The sequence below is a fragment of the Thermomonas sp. genome (assembly GCF_041919455.1).
GTDB lineage: Bacteria > Pseudomonadota > Gammaproteobacteria > Xanthomonadales > Xanthomonadaceae > Thermomonas.
The window spans coordinates 24,228-41,075 of sequence record NZ_JAYRTQ010000006.1 but is presented as its reverse complement, the minus strand read 5'-3'; the positions used below and the strand labels follow the sequence as shown (position 1 = coordinate 41,075).

Here is a 16,848-nt window from a genome sequence, read left to right as displayed (position 1 = left end):
GCACGCATCCCTGTCTTCTCCCTTGACGCACTCATGCCGCCACCCGCCGATCGCGCCAGTACAGCAAGGCCGCGACCACCTGGTCGAACCACAGGCCCCACAGCAGCGAGAACATCAGCATCTGCGCGATGAAGGGATAGCTGAATTCGCGCAGGCGGTCGGTGTCGCTGAAACCCAGCAGCACGGCGATGCCGATGACGACGAACGCGGTCGCGCCCCGGCCCCACTGGCTGGCGATGAGTTCGATCCGGGTGTCGCGCTCGTCAGTGAGCACCTTGCCTGCCCAGCGCTGCTTCAACACATGCGCCAACACCAGCCAGGCGACGAACAGGGTGCCGATGGACTGGCCGGCCTTGTTGGTGTCCGGGTTTTGCCCGATCGGAACCTGCGGCAGGAACACGTCCGCGTGCAGCAGGCTGGCGACGATGATCGCGCCGACGAAGGCCACGCCGATCCAGGCCTGCCACTCGCCCGGCGCGACCGCGGCTTCCTCCTCGCTCTGCGGCACGCGATACAGCGCATCCACGCTGAACCAGGTCGCCGCCACGAACAGGACCGTGCCGATCCAGCCCAGCGGCAGGTCGAGGTCGCGGTACTCGCCGGTGAAGAACAACGCCAGGCCGATGCCGGCGGCGAGCAGCCACAGGACCAGCCGGTTGCGTGCCGAGAACGCTGCCATCGATGTCATCTCCACCAGACCAAATGTACGGTGAAATTTACATCGGCGATTCACGATGTCAAGTATTTTTTACATCGGGTTGTTAACCTGCGCGCCAGTCGCCATCTCGGCGGCATCGCACCGACCGGGCCCGCCATGAACGACACCACCAAGCCGCACGTCTTCGACGCCACTGCAGCCACCTTCGAGGACACGGTCATCCGCGCCTCGCTGGAGACCCCGGTACTGGTGGATTTCTGGGCAACCTGGTGCGGGCCGTGCAAGACCCTGGGCCCGCTGCTGGAGAAGCTGGCCGCCGACTACAACGGCGCCTTCGTGTTGGCCAAGGTCGACGTGGACGCCGAGCAGGAGCTCGCGGCCGCGTTCCAGATCCGCTCGGTGCCCACGGTGATGCTGGTCAAGGGCGGGCAACTGGTCGACGGGTTTCCGGGTGCGCTGCCGGAAGGCCAGCTGCGCGAATTCCTCACCCACCATGGCATCGCGCCGGCCGAGGCCGAGGCCGCGATCGAGGACGAAGCCCCGGCCGAGGCCGCCGCACCGATCGATCCGCACGCCGAGGTGATGCGCCTGCGCAAGGCGATCGAAGCTGCGCCCGACCAGCCCGAATTGAAACTCGACCTGGCGCTGGCCCTGCTGCAGACCGGCGCCGCAACCGAGGCCGAACACCTGCTCGACACACTGCCCGCGAACCTGGCGACCGACGATCGCACCGTGAAGGCGCGCGCACGCCTCGGCTTCGCCGCGTTGCTGAAGGACGCGCCACCGGCCGAAGTGCTGCACGCGGCGATCGCCGCCGATCCAGCCGACTTGCGCGCACGTCATCTGCTCGGCGTGCGTGAGCTCGTCGCGGGCGATGCCGAAGCCGGCCTGCAGCAGTTCATTGAAATGCTGCAACGCGACCGCAGCTTCGGCGAGGGGCTGGCACGCAAGTCGCTGATCGACGCCTTCCGCGTGGTCGAGGACGAAGACCTGGTGAGCCGGTATCGCAGGAAGATGTCGTCGCTGCTGCTGGTCTGATTGCGGCTACATCGTCCACAGCGACAGCAGGAACTGCACGGGCCGGTAGACGAACAGGCTCGCCAGGCCCAGCGCGATGAAGGCAGCATGGCCCTGCAGCAGCGCCAACCACCAGGCGCTGTCGTAGCAGCGCCGGCTGGCGAAGGTGAAGTGCAGGACGCAGCACGCGAGCATCAGCAGCGGCACCGCGGCCGGCATGTCGGCCGACAACCCGAACCACGGATGCAGGCGCGCATGCAGCCATTCGGCAGGCTTGACCAGCAACTGCACGAACAGCAGGACGAAGGTCATCATGCCCAGCGCGGCCACGAAATGCTCCGCGTAGTAGCGTCGCCTGCGCCATGCCACCAGTGACAGCGCCAGTGCGATGACCGGCACGTGCAGGATCACCAGCAGCTTGCCGATGGCATCCGACTGCGCGTTGTAGCGCTGCTCGAAGCCCGCCAGCGAAAACGTGCCGCCGCGCGCCTCGACGGCGTCGCGTTCGCGCTGCAGGCGCTTGCGCAGTACCGGCTCCGTGTAGGGGCTGTGGTGCTGGCCGCCGCGGCATTTGCCGCGCGTCGCGGGATCCGCGCAGACCGCGGGATCGAAGCTGCGGTAGACGTCGCCGCGCACCTGGTCGTTGAACGGCAGGCTCAGGTCGGTCAGGCCCGGGGCGAGGAAATACAGCAGGTTGGCCAGCAGGAACAGGCGGATCGGCGAGACCCAGCGCGCACGCCGACCATCGAACCAGTCGCGCGCGATCCGCCCGGGTTGCAGCAGCACCGCACGCAGGCTGCGCCAGATCCGGCCATCGAAATCGGTCAGCGCATCGAAGCTTTCGCCCAGCAGGTGCGCCATCCGCCGATCCTGCGGACGGAAGCTGCGCTGGCCACAGTCGGCGCAGTACATCCCTGTCAGCGTCGCGCTGCAGTTGCGGCAGGACACCTCGTTCACTGCGGGCTGTCGCTTGTTCAATACGCCCCCGAATGGCATGGTTCCCCTCCCCTGCATTCTGCACGTCCCGATGAAGCCCAGCACCCTGCGCCACGGCATGAACCTGTGGCCGCCGTTCCTGTTCGCCGGCATCCATGTCACCGAAATTTCCCCCGACTGGAAGCGCGTGCGGGTGGAATTGCGGATGCGTCCGTGGAACCGCAACTTCGTCGGCACCCACTTCGGCGGCAACCTGTTCGCGATGACCGATCCGTTCCGGATGATCCCGGTGCTGCAATGCCTGGGCCGCGACTACATGGTCTGGGACCAGGCCGGCAGCATCGAATTCGTGAAGCCCGGGCGCGGCACCGTGCATGCACTGTTCGAGCTCGACGACGCCATCCTCGACGACCTGCGCAGGGCCGCCGCGGGCGGCGACAAGGTGTTGCGCTGGTTCGATACCGACGTGGTCGATGGCCAGGGCGAGGTGGTCGCACGGGTCCGCAAGCAGGTGTACGTCCGTCGCAAATCGGGCCGCTGAGGTTCCATCGGCGGACCTGTGCTCGTATGCTCGGGCCGCACCCGCCCGGGAAATCCCCTTGTCCGGCAACGCATACCCCGACGTCGACGGCTACCGCATCCACCGCGTGATCGGCCACGGCGGCATGTCCACCGTGTACCTGGCCGACCAGACCTCGCTGGATCGCAAGGTCGCGCTCAAGATCATGCTGGCCGAAGCGCTGGCCGATGAAGTCAGCCGCGCGCGCTTCGAGAACGAGGCGCGCACGATCGCCCGCCTGCAGCATCCCAACATCGTCGGCATCCACGAAGTCGGTCGCACCGAGGACGGCCTGCCGTTCTATTCGATGCCGTTCCTGGCCCGCGGCCACCTGGCGCAACGCCCGCTGCGCGGCGACCAGCCGAAGGTGGCGGCGATCATCCGCCAGTTGCTGCAGGCGCTCGATTACGCGCACGTCCGCGGCGTGGTCCATCGCGACGTGAAGGCGGAGAACGTGCTGTTCGACGAAACCGAACGGCCGATGCTGGCGGATTTCGGCATCGCCCTGCGTCGCGGCAGCAACCCGCGCCTGACCAATGCCGGCCTGGCGGTAGGCAGCACCGCCTACATGCCACCGGAACAGGCGCGCGGCCAGGACGTCGACCGCCGTGCCGACCTCTACAGCATGGGCGTGCTGACCTGGGAAATGCTGGTCGGGCGCCTGCCGTACAACGCCGGCGACGCGCTGTCGATGGCACTCAAGCATGTGCAGGATCCGATTCCGCGCCTGCCCGCGCCGCTCAAGCATTGGCAGGACTTCATCGATCGGGCAATGGCCAAGCGCCCCGAGGATCGTTACGCCAGCGCGCAGGACATGCTGCTGGCGCTGGACCAGTTGGAGGCACGCACCGGCAAGGCCTTCGTCGCGGTCGAAGTGCCGAATCTGGTCGAGGCGGATGCACAGGCCAAGCCACGCAGTGGCTGGAAACCGTGGGCGGTGGCCGCTGCGGTGCTGGCCGTGGCCGGCATCGCCGCCTTCCGCTTCTATCCGGTCGAACGCGATGTGATCCACGCGCCCCCGGCGGCTACGGTCATCGGCACGCGCGCCGATGGCCTGCCATCGCCACAGGCGGATGCGCGCACCGGCTTGCTGGCCGGGATGGGCGAAGGCGACGGCAACACAGAAGGTCTGGCCGCCTACCTCGCCAACGCCGGGCAGCAGATGCGCGATGGGCACCTGCTCTCACCACCCAACGCGAATGCGTGGGACAGCCTGGACGCAGCCTGGCGGGTCAATGCCACCCATCCGCAAACCCAACATGTGACGGCGCAATTGTTCGACGCGCTCGCCGAGGCCTCCGATCGTGCGCTGCGCGCGGGCGATGTGGCGGTGTCGCGCACCTCGTTCGAACGTGCCCGCCAGCTCGACAGCCGCCGCGGCGGTGAAGGCAGCGCCATCACGCTGTTGCGCAAGCGCCTGGATGCCGCGCTCGACACGCGGCTGCAAGACTTGCTCGGCAAGCGCGACACCCAAGGCGCACGGCAGTTGCTGGCGGACACCCGCTGGCTGGAGCTGGATCCGCTACGCAGCCGTGCCTTGCTCGCGCGCGTCGATGTCGCCGGCAAGTCCGCGCCGACCGCAACGACCGCTTCGACCGTCGTGACTGGCGCTAGCGCGGCACCACCTGCGCCGGTGGTGACCATCGCGGTCAGTCGTGCCGACTACGCGCGCTTCGCCAACGGCACCGGCCGCGCCGCGGCCGAGTGCGGCAAGGGCGTGTTCGGCCGCAAGCGCAGCTGGAACAACACCGGCAGCGACCGCAGGCCGGTGGTCTGCGTGTCGGCCGGGGATGCGCAGGCGTACGCCGCATGGCTGGGGTCGCAGGACCAACGTCGCTACCGCCTGCCCAGTGCCGGCGAAGTACGCGCGCAGCCGACCACGCCGGTGTCCGGCTGGCTGACCCTGTGCGCGAACCGCGAATGCAGCCAGCGCATGGCCAGCGGCAAGCCGCTCGCGCTCGACGCTGGCCGCGGCTTCGAGGATGTCGGCATCCGCCTGGTGCGCGCCGACTGACCCGGGGATCGCCCGCGCACCCTAGAATGCGCGCATGTCGACTCCCCCCACGCTCGGCCAACGCCTGCAACGCCTGTTCCTGACCGGCCTGCTCACTCTGCTCCCGCTGTGGCTGACCTGGGTGGTAGTGAAATTCCTGTTCGTGCTGCTGGGCGACCTCAGCAAGCCGCTGATCGGTCCCAGCCTGCAGGGCATCGCCGCCACCAATCCGCAGGCCTTCGGCTGGCTGGACGAGCCCTGGGTGCAGAACGCGATCGCGCTGGTCGCCACGGTTGCCGCGGTCCTGCTGGTCGGCTGGCTGGCCCGGCGGGTGATCGGCCAGCGCTTGCTCGGCTGGTTCGAAGCACTGGTGGCGCGCATCCCGCTGGCCAGCACCATCTACGGCAGCGCACGCAAGCTGCTCGACATCCTGCAGACCAAGCCGGACGGCACCCAACGGGTGGTGCTGGTCGACTTCCCGCACGCGGAGATGAAGTCGATCGGCTTCGTCACCCGGGTGATCCGCGAACAGGGAACCGGACGCGAACTGGCCGCGGTGTACGTGCCGACCACGCCCAACCCGACCTCGGGGTACCTCGAGATCGTGCCGGTCGAAAAGATGACCCCGACCGACTGGACCGTCGACCAGGCGATGAGCTTCATCATCAGCGGCGGCGCGGTGGCGCCGGACAGCATCCCGTTCACGCCGCCCGTACGCGAAGGCTGATACCGCGCTGGACCTCGCTCCAATGAAAAACCCGCCTGATGGCGGGTTTTTGCGGTTGCCGGCTCGCACCGGACTTCGGATTGGTCGGGACGGCCGGATTTGAACCGACGACCCTCTGCCCCCCAGGCAGATGCGCTACCAGGCTGCGCTACGCCCCGACATCACGACAATTGTAACCGCTGGGATCGCGGTTTAGCGCCTCAGCAGTTGCAGGACTTCTTCCAGCTCCATCCGCACCTGCTTGGCGATCTGGTTGCTCAGCGCGGATTCCTGCTTGGCGCCCTCGCCTTCCAGGCGCAGGCGCGCGCCGCCGATGGTGTAGCCCTGCTCGTACAGCAGGCTGCGGATCTGCCGCACCATCAGCACGTCGTGGCGCTGGTAGTAACGACGATTGCCGCGGCGCTTGGCGGGCTCCAGGCTGGGGAATTCGGTTTCCCAGTAGCGCAGCACGTGCGGCTTGACGTCGCACAACTCGCTCACTTCGCCGATGGTGAAGTAGCGCTTGGCCGGAATGGGTGGCAGTTCGCGGTTGCTGCCGGGGTCAAGCATGGACCGCTCCCGCGTTGCTGGCGCCGCTGTACGCCTCGACGCGTTCCTTGAGCTTCTGGCCCGGGCGGAAGGTGACCACGGTGCGTGCGGAAATCGGGATCTGCTGGCCGGTCTTGGGGTTGCGACCCGGTCGCTGGTTCTTGCGGCGCAGGTCGAAGTTGCCGAAACCGGACAGCTTGATCTGGCGACCCTGCTCCAGCGCCTCGCGCAGTGCATCGAAGAAGGCGTCGACGAATTCCTTCGCCTCACGCTTGTTCAGACCCACGTCCTCGTACAGACGCTCCGCCATTTCCGCCTTGGTCAACGCCATTGCTGTCCCCCTCAGCTCCGGATGACCGCGTCGTGTTCGGACTTCAGCGCGGCGACCACATTGGCCACCACGCCATCCACGTCGCGGTCGATCAGGGTGCGTGATTCATCCTGCAAAATCAAGGCCATGGCGAGACTCTTGAATCCGTTTTCCACGCCCTTTCCGGCATAGCGGTCGAACAGGCGGAGGTCGCGAAGGGCCTCGCCCGCGGCCCGCCTGACGGTCGCGCGCATGTCGTCCCAAGACACCGATTCCGGGACGACGAACGCGAGATCCCGGCGGACGGACGGATATTTCGACAGCGCGCTTGCGCGCGGCAACGCACGCGCCTGCAGGGACTCGAATTCCAGCTCGAAGCCGTACACGTCGGCATCGAGGTCCAGCGCCTGCTGCAGGCGCGGGTGCAATTGCCCGATCCAGCCGATGCACGCGCCGTCACGATAGACGTCCGCGGAACGCCCTGGATGCGCGAACGACCGGGTAGAGGCGCGATATTCCAGCATCGCGTTCGACAACGCGGCCAGGCTGTCGAGATCGCCCTTGAGGTCGTGGAAATCGAGCTTGCGCGCACCCTCGCCCCACTGCTCCGCGGCGGCGTCGCCACAGGCAACCGCCGCGATGCGTCGCGTCTCGATCGGCGCATCCCCGGATGCCGCAAAGGTCTTGCCGATCTCGAACAGCCGAATGCGGGATTGCTGGCGGGCGGCATTGCGCCCGAGCGCAGCGACCAGCCCGGGCAACAGGCGCGTGCGCATCACACCGAGTTCGGCGCTCAGCGGATTGGCCAAGGCCACGCCACCGTCGCTGAGTTGCCATTTCGCCAGCAGGTCGGCATCGACGAAGGCGTAATTGATCGCTTCCAGGTAGTCGCGCGCGACCAGTTGGCGGCGCGCGTCGTGCTCGCTGCTGCGGGTTTCACTGGACATTCGTCCGTGAGAAGCGGCGCTGGGCGAGACGAGGCGCGTGGCGCCGCCCGGCAACGTCGTCGGGATCGCGTCGTACCCGTGGATGCGGGCGATTTCCTCGATCAGGTCTTCCTCGATCGCGATGTCGAAGCGCCGCGTCGGCACGAGAACCCGCCAGCCATCACCCACGGACTCCACGCCAAGACCCAATGCGCCCAGCATGCGGGTGACATCGGCATCAGCCACCTTTGCGCCGAGGACGCGGGCCAGGCGCTCACGGCGCAGCACGACGGACTGCGGCTTCGGCATGTCGCCTGCGCGCACCACGTCGATCATCGGGCCGGCCACGCCGCCCGCCACATCCAGGATTAACCGCGTCGCGTACTCGATCGCGATCGGCGGCAGTTCCGGATCCACGCCACGCTCGAAGCGGTGGCCGGCGTCGGTGTGCAGGCCGAGCTTGCGGCTGCGGCCGATGATCGCCGACGGGATCCAGTGCGCGGCTTCCAGGAACACGTTGCGGGTCGTGGTGCCGACCTTGGTGTCCTCGCCACCCATGATCCCGCCCAGCGCGACTGCACGCGCAGCGCGGCCCCCGGTGCTGTCGGAGACCACCAGGAAATCCTCGTCCAGCGTCGCGGTGCGACCGTCGAGCAGCTTTACCTGCTCATCTGAGCGCGCGTGTCGCACGACGACGGGCGACTGCAAGGCATCGCGATCGAACGCGTGCATCGGCTGGCCGAGTTCCAGCATCACGTACTGGGTGACGTCGACCAGGAAACTGATCGGGCGCACGCCGCTGCGGCGCAGGCGCTCCGCCATCCACACCGGCGTCGTCACTGTGGCATCGACACCTTCGATCACCCGGCCGGCGAAACGCGGCACTTTCTCGCCCGCCTCCAGCTCGACCAGCATCGTGGCATCGCTCTGCACCGGCACTGCGGCAGTCTCGAGCGGCTCGACCTCGCAGCCGGTCGCGGCGGCCACGTCGAACGCGATGCCGCGCACGCCGAAGCAATCGGCGCGATTCGGGGTCAGCTTCAGTTCGATGCTGGCATCCGGCAAGCCCAGATAATCGGCCAGCGGCGTGCCGACAGGCGCATCGGCGGGAAGCTCGAGTAGGCCCGAGGCATCGGCATCGAGACCCAGCTCCTTCGCCGAACACAGCATGCCGTTCGATTCGACGCCGCGCAGCTTGGCGGCCTTGATGGTGAGGTCACCGATCTTCGTACCGATGGTCGCCAACGGCGCGACCAGGCCAGGACGCGCATTCGGCGCGCCGCAGACGATCTGCAACATCGCGCCGTTGCCGGCATCGACCTGGCAGACCTGCAGCTTGTCGGCTTCCGGATGCTTCGCGCATTCGATGATGCGCGCAACCACCACGCCATCCAGCGCGTCGCCGAGCACGGTCATGTCTTCGACTTCCAGGCCAATCGCGGTCAGCGTCGCGGCGAGCTCGTCGCGCGTGGCCGTGGTCTTGACGTGCTGGCGCAGCCAGTTTTCGGAGAACTTCATGCGAACTGCCTCAGGAAGCGCACATCGTTGTCGAAGAAGGCGCGCAGGTCGTCCACGCCGTAACGCAGCATCGCGAAGCGTTCGACGCCCAAGCCGAAGGCGAAGCCGGTGTACATCGAAGGATCGATGCCCACGTTGCGCAGCACGTTCGGGTGGACCATGCCGCAGCCGAGCACTTCCAGCCAGCGCGTGCTGCCGTCGGCCTGCTGCCAGGCGATGTCGACTTCCGCGGAGGGCTCGGTGAACGGGAAATAGCTCGGGCGGAACCGCATCTCGAAATCGCGCTCGAAGAATGCGCGCACGAATTCGGCGAGCGTGCCCTTGAGGTCAGCGAAGCTCGCGTGCTCGTCGACCAGCAAGCCTTCGACCTGGTGGAACATCGGCGTGTGGGTCTGGTCGCTGTCGCTGCGGTAGACCTTGCCGGCAGCGATCATCCGCAGCGGCGGTTGGTGATCCTGCATGTAGCGCACCTGCACGCCGGAGGTGTGCGTGCGCAGCAGGCGGCCGTCCGGGAAATAGAAGGTGTCGTGCATGGCGCGCGCCGGATGGTGCGGCGGGAAGTTCAGCGCCTCGAAATTGTGGAAGTCGTCCTCGATCTCCGGGCCGTCGGCCAGCTCATAGCCGAGCCGACCGAAGATCTCGGTGATGCGTTCCAGCGTGCGGCTGACGGGATGCACGCCACCGCGGGCGGCATCGCGACCCGGCAAGGTGACATCGATGCGTTCGCCGGCCAGGCGCGCATCCAGCGCGGCATCGTCCAATGCCGTCTTGCGCGCGGACAGCGCCTCGGAAATCGCATCGCGCGCACGGTTGATCGCCTCGCCCGCGGCCTTGCGCTGGTCGCCGGGCAACGCACCGAGCGCCTTCAATTGCGAGGTGATGCTGCCGCTCTTGCCGAGCAGGCCCACGCGCAACGCTTCCAGTGCATCCGGCGTACTGGCACCCGTGATGTCGGCCAACGCCTGGGTGGACAACGATTCGATGTCGCTCATGTCGTTTTCGGATCCCATAAACACGAATGGGGAAGGACTTGCGCCCTTCCCCACGTGATGGCGACCGAGGCCGCCGCTACAACTGCTGTGGAGTGACGGCTCAGGCCGTCAAAGCGCCCTTGGCCTTTTCGGTCAGGGCCGCAAAACCCGCCGCGTCGTGCACGGCGATGTCCGCGAGCACCTTGCGGTCCAGGGTGATGCCAGCCTTCAGCAGGCCGTTCATGAAACGGCTGTAGCTCAGGCCATTCGCCCGCGAAGCGGCGTTGATGCGCGCGATCCACAGGGTGCGGAAATGGCGCTTCTTCTGCTTGCGGCCGATGTAGGCGTACTGCAGCGCCTTGGTGACGGCCTGCTTGGCAACACGGAACACCTTGCGGCGTGCGTTGTAGTAGCCCTTGGCCTGCTTCAGGATCTTCTTGTGGCGCGCGCGCGCCGTTACACCACGTTTGACTCGTGCCATGTCTTATCTCCTCACAAATACGGCAGCATGCGGTCCAGACGGCCCGCGTCCTCGGCACGAACATGGTTCGTCTGCCGCAGGTTGCGCTTCCGCTTGGTCGCTTTCTTGGTGAGGATGTGGCTCTTGTTGGCGTGGCCGCACTTGTACTTGCCGGAAGCGGTCTTCCGGAAGCGCTTGGCCGCCGCCCGATTGGTCTTGATCTTGGGCATTGGGAATCCTTGCGAAATCTGCTGACTGGTCGAGGCGGCGACGTTGCCTTGCGGCGCTGTCACGCTTTCCATCCTGCCTGAGCCGGTGATAAGCCTTTGATTCCCATTGGAATCAAGGCGGGTCCTGGGTGCCACTGGACAACAAACCCGGCGAACCGGGCCGCGCATTATGGCGGGCCGATGCCGGGTTTGCAATCTTTCCTTGCTAAATCAGGGTTTTGCGGGATGCCGGAACCTTCGCAGGCGACTGCCGGGGGTTTCGGGCACCAAGCGAGTATCGGGGGTGAGGTGAGCCGGATTGCGAACCATGGGTTCGCGGCTCACCGAACGCCCGCCGCGCTGCGGCGGGCCGGACGACTGCCCGGAATCCCCGGCAGTCGCCCTCCTGGAACTCATTTCTTCTTCGGCGCGATCATCATCACCATCTGCCGGCCTTCCAGGCGCGGGCGCGATTCGATGACGATGTCCTCGCCGAGGTCGGCCTCGATCCGTGCCGCCATCTCGCGGCCCAGCTCCTGGTGGCTCATCTCGCGGCCACGGAAGCGGATGTTGACCTTGATCTTGTCGCCTTCGATCAGGAATTCGCGCATCTTGCGCAGCTTGATCTGGTAGTCGCCCTCGTCCGTGACCGGACGGAACTTCACTTCCTTGATCTCGACCTGCTTGGTCTTCTTCTTGGCCTCGTTGGCCTTCTTCTGCAGTTCGAACTTGAACTTGCCGAAGTCCATGATCTTGCAGACCGGCGGATCAGCGTTGGGCTGGATCTCGACCAGGTCGAGGGCTTCCTCTTCGGCCATTCGCAACGCTTCGTCGCGCGACAGCACGCCGATCATCTCGCCGTCGCTGCCGATGACGCGCACGCGCGGGACGCGGATCTCGAGGTTCCGTCGGTTCTGCTTTGAATCGGGTGTGGTACTGATGTTGCGATCTCCAAAGGGTGGCTCCGGGGAGCCGGGTGGGCCTGCGATTCCGGAATCGCAGGCCGTTTTCGAACGTGCCGTGGATTAGGCGGCCTGCTCCTGACGCAAACGCGCGGCGAAGTCGGCAACGGACATGGTACCGAGGTCTTCCCCACCCCGCGTGCGCACCGACAGCTGGCCGTTTTCCCGTTCGCGGTCACCGACCACCAGCAGGTACGGCACCCGCTGCAGCGTGTGCTCGCGGATCTTATAGCCGATTTTCTCGTTCCGCAAATCGGAAACCACGCGGAAGCCTTGATTCGAAAGGGTTTTCCGAGCCTCTTCGACCCAGTCGGCCTGCGCATCGGTGATGTTCATGACCACCGCCTGCACCGGCGACAGCCAGGCCGGGAACTGGCCGGCGTGGTGCTCGATCAGGATGCCGATGAAACGCTCCATCGAGCCCACGATCGCGCGGTGCAGCATGACCGGGTGCTTCTTCTGGCTGTGTTCGTCGACATACTCGGCGCCCAGGCGGCCCGGCATCATGAAATCGACCTGCATGGTGCCCAGCTGCCAGGTGCGGCCGATGGCGTCCTTCAGGTGGTACTCGATCTTCGGCCCGTAGAAGGCACCCTCGCCCGGCAGTTCCTGCCATTCCACGCCGGAGGCACGCAGGGCGGCGCGCAGGGCGTCCTCTGCCTTGTCCCAGGTCGCGTCGTCGCCGAGGCGGGACTCCGGGCGCAGCGCGATCTTGATCTGGATGTCGGTGAAACCGAAGTCCGAATAGACCTTCAGGGCCTGCTCGTGGAAGGCGCGCACCTCGGGCTCGATCTGCGCCTCGGTGCAGAACACGTGGCCGTCGTCCTGGGTGAAGCCGCGCACGCGCAGGATGCCGTGCAGCGCGCCGGAAGGCTCGTTGCGGTGGCAGGCGCCGAACTCGCCGTAGCGGATCGGCAGGTCGCGGTAGCTGTGCAGGCCCTGGTTGAACACCTGCACGTGGCCCGGGCAGTTCATCGGCTTCAGCGCATAGGTGCGCTTCTCCGACTCGGTGAAGAACATGTTGTCCTTGTAGTTGTCCCAGTGCCCGGACTTCTGCCACAGGGACACGTCCAGGATCTGCGGGCAACGCACCTCGCCATAGCCGGTGTCGCGGTAGACCTTGCGCATGTACTGCTCGACGGTCTGCCAGATCGACCAGCCCTTCGGGTGCCAGAACACCAGGCCCGGGCCTTCCTCCTGCAGGTGGAACAGGTCCAGCGCCTTGCCGATCTTGCGATGGTCGCGCTTCTCGGCTTCCTCGATCTGGGTCAGGTAGGCCTTGAGGTCCTTGTCGTTCAACCAGGCGGTGCCGTAGATGCGGCTGAGCATCTGGTTGTTGTGGTCGCCGCGCCAGTAGGCGCCCGCGACCTTCATCAGCTTGAACGCGCGCAGCTTGTCGGTGCCCGGCACGTGCGGGCCGCGGCAGAGGTCGGTGAACTCGCCCTGCGAGTACAGCGACAGGTCCTCGCTGGCCGGGATGGACTCGATGATCTCCGCCTTGTAGGCCTCGCCGATGCCGCGGAAGAACGCAACGGCCTCGTCGCGCGACTTCACGCTGCGGCTGACCGGATGCGCTTCCTTGACGATCTTCTGCATCTCCGCCTCGATCGCCGGCAGGTCTTCCGGCGTGAACGGGCGCTCGTAGGCGAAGTCGTAGTAGAAGCCATTGTCGATCACCGGGCCGATGGTGACCTGCGCGCCGGGGAACAGGCGCTGCACGGCCTGCGCCAGCAGGTGGGCGGTGGAGTGGCGCAGGATGTCGAGCGCCTCCGGCGACTTGTCGGTGACGATGGACAGCGACGCATCGCGGTCGATCAGGGTGCCGGCATCGACCAGCTTGTCGTCGACCTTGCCGGCCAGGGTGGCCTTGGCCAGGCCGGCGCCGATGGACGCGGCGACTTCGCCCACCGTCACCGGAGCCTCGAACTGGCGGACGGAACCATCGGGAAGGGTGATGTTGATCATGTGCATGGGTCCAGGAAACGAAAAAGGCGCCGAGGCGCCTTTCGAACGGATCGAATGCGTCGGCGGGCTCAGCGGTGGGCGATGGTAGTGCTCATGTCGCACGCTCGGCCGGCGTTGCCGCGGGCCACCTGTCTCCGTGTTTGACCCGATCCCAGAAAAGCCGAACGGCCGGATCGCTCCAGCCGTTCGGGACATTCTGGTGGGCGGTACAGGGTTCGAACCTGTGACCCCTACCATGTCAAGGTAGTGCTCTACCGCTGAGCTAACCGCCCCGAAGGGACGCAAATTCTAGCCCAGTGGCGGCGATTGGACAACTGAGGTCCGTCCGATCAGACTTCCGGCGGAATCCGCAGCATCTGGCCCGGATAGATCTTGTCCGGGTCCTTCAGCATGGGCTTGTTGGCCTCGAAGATCTGGTTGTACTTGTTGGCCTCGCCATAGAACTCCTTGGAGATCTTGGACAGCGTATCGCCGCTCTTCACGGTGTAGAACTGCGAGGCACCGCCTGCGCCGCCCGGAGAGCCCAGGCCGCCCATGGACGCGCCTGCACCCACGCCACGCTCGGTGCTGGCGACGCCACCACTGACATTGGAGAAATCGGGGCCGGATGCGCCGCGCGACGTGGCGTTCACCACGAGGCGATCGTCGACCTTGTCAATGCCGTCGATGTTGCCTGCGATCAGCACCGCCTTCTCGCGGGCGGTGGCGCTGGGCACGCTGCCGGTCAGGGTGGCGCGATCGCCGTCCACTTCGACGCTGATCCCCGCGTAGTCGCTCCCGAAGCTGTCCAGGTGCGCCTTGATCACACTTTCCTTCTGCGCCTCGCCCGGCTTGAAGATCTTCTCGCCGGCGGTCTTCATGAAATCGAAAATGCCCATGGGTCTCTCCTTGTTTGGGGGAACAGACCCCAAGGGTGTCACGGGTGCCGTGATGAACCCATTAACGATTCTCGGGGGCGCCCGCTCCTGTAGAGCGGGGCTTGCCCCGCTTCGAGCCCAGTCCAAAGCGGGGCAAGCCTCGCTCTACAACAAGGCTTCGCGCAGGATCCGGATCTGGTCGCGCACCCGCGCCGCGTCCTCGAACTCCAGGTCGCGCGCATGCTGGTGCATCTGCTGCTCCAGCGCCTTGAGCTTCGCCGCCTGCTGGGCCGGCGACAGGCGCAGGTACTCCTGGGTGGGTTCCGCCACGCGCCGGGTCTTGCCGCGGCCCTTCAACTCGCCGGGTTCCGGACGCGCGCCCTCCATCACGTCGGCCACCGCGCGCACGATCGACTGCGGCGTGATGCCGTGCTCGGTGTTGTATTCGACCTGCTTGGCGCGGCGCCGATCGGTTTCATCGATCGCCTTCTGCATCGAGTTGGTCATGCGGTCCGCGTACAGGATCGCCTTGCCGCGCAGGTTGCGGGCGGCGCGTCCGATGGTCTGGATCAGCGAACCGGCGCTGCGCAGGAAGCCTTCCTTGTCGGCGTCCAGGATCGCGACCAGCGACACCTCGGGCATGTCCAAGCCCTCGCGCAGCAGGTTGATGCCAACCAGCACGTCGAACATGCCCAGGCGCAGGTCGCGGATGATCTCCACCCGCTCCACCGTCTCGATGTCGGAATGCAGGTAGCGCACGCGCACGCCATGCTCGGACAGGTATTCGGTCAGGTTCTCGGCCATCCGCTTGGTCAGGGTGGTGACCAGCACGCGGTCGCCCCACGACACGCGTTCGTGGATTTCAGAGAGCAGGTCGTCCACCTGCGTCGCGACGGGGCGGATCTCCACCGGCGGATCGATCAGGCCGGTCGGACGCACCACCAGCTCGATGATCTCGCCGGCGCCCTCGCGCAGCTCGTAGGGGCCCGGAGTGGCCGACACGAACACGCTGCGGGGCGCGCGCTGCTCCCATTCCTCGAAGCGCAACGGCCGGTTGTCGAGCGCCGAAGGCAGGCGGAAGCCGAACTCCACCAGCGTCTCCTTGCGCGAGCGGTCGCCCTTGTACATGGCCCCGATCTGGGGGATGGTGACGTGCGATTCGTCGACCACCAGCAGCGCATCCGCCGGCAGGTAGTCGAACAGCGTCGGCGGCGGATCGCCGGGCGCCGCGCCGGTCAGGTGGCGCGAATAGTTCTCGATGCCGTTGCAGTAGCCGACCTCGGCCATCATCTCCAGGTCGAACTGGGTACGCTGCGACAGGCGCTGCACCTCGACCAGCTTGTTCGCCGCGTAAAGCTGCTCCTGGCGCTCGCGCAGCTCCGCCTTGATCGTCTCCACCGCGGACAGGGTGCGCTCGCGCGGCGTGGCGTAATGCGTCTTCGGATAGATGGTGTAGCGCGGCAGCTTGCGGAACACCTCGCCGGTGAGCGGATCGAACATCGACAGCTGTTCGACTTCGCCATCGAACAGCTCGATGCGCAACGCCTCCAAGTCGGATTCCGCAGGAAACACGTCGATGGTCTCGCCGCGCACGCGGAAGGTGCCGCGATCCAGGACCACGTCGTTGCGGGTGTACTGCAGCGTGGTCAGGTGGCGCAGCAATTCGCGCTGCTCGATCCGCTCCCCGCGCGACAGGATCAGCCGCATCGACAGGTAGTCCTCGGGCGCGCCGAGGCCATAAATCGCGGAGACCGTGGCCACCACGATGGTGTCGCGTCGCGACAGCAGCGCCTTGGTCGCCGCCAGCCGCATCTGCTCGATGTGGTCGTTGATCGAGCTGTCCTTCTCGATGTAGGAGTCCGAAGACGGGATATAGGCCTCGGGCTGGTAGTAGTCGTAGTAGCTGACGAAATACTCCACCGAGTTGTGCGGGAAAAACGCGCGGAACTCCCCGTACAGCTGCGCCGCCAGGGTCTTGTTGGGCGCCATCACCAGGGTCGGCTTCTGCACCGCCTGGATCATGTTGGCGATGGTGTAGGTCTTGCCGGAGCCGGTGACGCCCAGCAGCACCTGCTTGGCGACGCCGTTCTGGAAGCTGGCCACCAGTTTTTCGATGGCCTGCGGCTGGTCGCCCGCCGGCTCATAGGGCGCGACCAGCTGGAAGCGGCCGGAGGCGGTGGACAGGTCGAGATCGGAAGGCTCGGTCATGGGGGAAAGACGCGCGAAGGCCAACCGCTGAGTTTACGCCCCGC

General features: G+C 66.5%; 15 protein-coding genes, 2 tRNA genes and 1 pseudogene. 4 read left to right on the top strand and 14 right to left on the bottom strand.

What is annotated here, in order from left to right:
- Positions 1 to 31 precede the first annotated feature (31 nt).
- On the bottom strand, positions 32 to 679 hold the full coding sequence (locus ACE3T8_RS05525; protein ID WP_374607481.1) for a hypothetical protein: 648 nt from the start codon (positions 677 to 679) through the stop codon (positions 32 to 34).
- A gap of 135 nt (positions 680 to 814) precedes the next feature.
- Here ACE3T8_RS05525 and trxA point away from each other — a divergent pair, with 135 nt between their 5' ends.
- Complete coding sequence (trxA, locus tag ACE3T8_RS05520) at positions 815 to 1,696, top strand: thioredoxin (RefSeq protein WP_374607479.1); 882 nt, start codon at positions 815 to 817, stop codon at positions 1,694 to 1,696.
- Between the two features lie 6 nt (positions 1,697 to 1,702).
- On the opposite strand, the gene ACE3T8_RS05515 is transcribed toward trxA, so the two are convergent.
- Positions 1,703 to 2,536, bottom strand: coding sequence for a DUF3667 domain-containing protein (locus tag ACE3T8_RS05515; protein WP_374607477.1), 834 nt, complete (start codon positions 2,534 to 2,536; stop codon positions 1,703 to 1,705).
- A 166-nt stretch (positions 2,537 to 2,702) separates the two neighbouring features.
- Here ACE3T8_RS05515 and ACE3T8_RS05510 point away from each other — a divergent pair, with 166 nt between their 5' ends.
- The 3 genes and pseudogenes from ACE3T8_RS05510 to ACE3T8_RS05500 all read left to right on the top strand — a co-directional run.
- A complete protein-coding gene (locus tag ACE3T8_RS05510) occupies positions 2,703 to 3,152 on the top strand; it encodes a DUF4442 domain-containing protein (protein ID WP_374607475.1) in 450 nt (149 codons plus the stop codon).
- A 58-nt stretch (positions 3,153 to 3,210) separates the two neighbouring features.
- Positions 3,211 to 5,184 (top strand): bifunctional serine/threonine-protein kinase/formylglycine-generating enzyme family protein, encoded by a 1,974-nt coding sequence (locus ACE3T8_RS05505; RefSeq protein WP_374607473.1) that lies wholly within the window; start codon positions 3,211 to 3,213, stop codon positions 5,182 to 5,184.
- Between the two features lie 42 nt (positions 5,185 to 5,226).
- A pseudogene (locus ACE3T8_RS05500) lies at positions 5,227 to 5,890 on the top strand (DUF502 domain-containing protein); the annotation flags it as partial.
- Between the two features lie 81 nt (positions 5,891 to 5,971).
- On the opposite strand, the gene ACE3T8_RS05495 reads toward ACE3T8_RS05500, so the two are convergent.
- From ACE3T8_RS05495 to uvrB, 12 genes are all read right to left on the bottom strand, one after another.
- Positions 5,972 to 6,048 (bottom strand) — tRNA-Pro (locus ACE3T8_RS05495).
- A 34-nt stretch (positions 6,049 to 6,082) separates the two neighbouring features.
- Positions 6,083 to 6,439: a MerR family transcriptional regulator gene (locus ACE3T8_RS05490; protein ID WP_139717243.1), complete on the bottom strand. Its 357-nt coding sequence runs from the start codon at positions 6,437 to 6,439 to the stop codon at positions 6,083 to 6,085.
- Positions 6,432 to 6,749: an integration host factor subunit alpha gene (locus ACE3T8_RS05485; protein WP_374607470.1), complete on the bottom strand. Its 318-nt coding sequence runs from the start codon at positions 6,747 to 6,749 to the stop codon at positions 6,432 to 6,434. Before ACE3T8_RS05485 ends, ACE3T8_RS05490 begins: the two co-directional genes overlap by 8 nt.
- A gap of 11 nt (positions 6,750 to 6,760) precedes the next feature.
- Positions 6,761 to 9,172, bottom strand: a complete 2,412-nt coding sequence (pheT, locus tag ACE3T8_RS05480; RefSeq protein WP_374607468.1) for a phenylalanine--tRNA ligase subunit beta — start codon at positions 9,170 to 9,172, stop codon at positions 6,761 to 6,763.
- Positions 9,169 to 10,164, bottom strand: a complete 996-nt coding sequence (gene pheS / locus ACE3T8_RS05475) for a phenylalanine--tRNA ligase subunit alpha (RefSeq protein WP_374607466.1) — start codon at positions 10,162 to 10,164, stop codon at positions 9,169 to 9,171. The genes pheT and pheS overlap by 4 nt, the downstream gene beginning before the upstream one ends.
- Positions 10,165 to 10,264: 100 nt before the next feature.
- Positions 10,265 to 10,624 carry a 50S ribosomal protein L20 gene (gene rplT / locus ACE3T8_RS05470; protein ID WP_374607464.1) on the bottom strand — a complete coding sequence of 120 codons (360 nt, stop codon included), beginning with the start codon at positions 10,622 to 10,624 and terminating at the stop codon, positions 10,265 to 10,267.
- An 11-nt stretch (positions 10,625 to 10,635) separates the two neighbouring features.
- Positions 10,636 to 10,833, bottom strand: a complete 198-nt coding sequence (gene rpmI / locus ACE3T8_RS05465; RefSeq protein ID WP_027083463.1) for a 50S ribosomal protein L35 — start codon at positions 10,831 to 10,833, stop codon at positions 10,636 to 10,638.
- A gap of 392 nt (positions 10,834 to 11,225) precedes the next feature.
- On the bottom strand, positions 11,226 to 11,753 hold the full coding sequence (infC, locus tag ACE3T8_RS05460) for a translation initiation factor IF-3 (protein ID WP_374607695.1): 528 nt from the start codon (positions 11,751 to 11,753) through the stop codon (positions 11,226 to 11,228).
- A gap of 84 nt (positions 11,754 to 11,837) precedes the next feature.
- Positions 11,838 to 13,739, bottom strand: a complete 1,902-nt coding sequence (gene thrS, locus ACE3T8_RS05455; protein WP_374607459.1) for a threonine--tRNA ligase — start codon at positions 13,737 to 13,739, stop codon at positions 11,838 to 11,840.
- A 197-nt stretch (positions 13,740 to 13,936) separates the two neighbouring features.
- Positions 13,937 to 14,011: transfer RNA gene (locus ACE3T8_RS05450), tRNA-Val, on the bottom strand.
- 57 nt (positions 14,012 to 14,068) lie between these two features.
- Entirely contained in the window at positions 14,069 to 14,617 is a 549-nt protein-coding gene (locus tag ACE3T8_RS05445) for a LysM and BON domain-containing protein (protein ID WP_374607458.1), read from the bottom strand.
- 144 nt (positions 14,618 to 14,761) lie between these two features.
- On the bottom strand, positions 14,762 to 16,804 hold the full coding sequence (gene uvrB, locus ACE3T8_RS05440; RefSeq protein ID WP_374607457.1) for an excinuclease ABC subunit UvrB: 2,043 nt from the start codon (positions 16,802 to 16,804) through the stop codon (positions 14,762 to 14,764).
- Between the last annotated feature and the right edge of the window lie 44 nt (positions 16,805 to 16,848).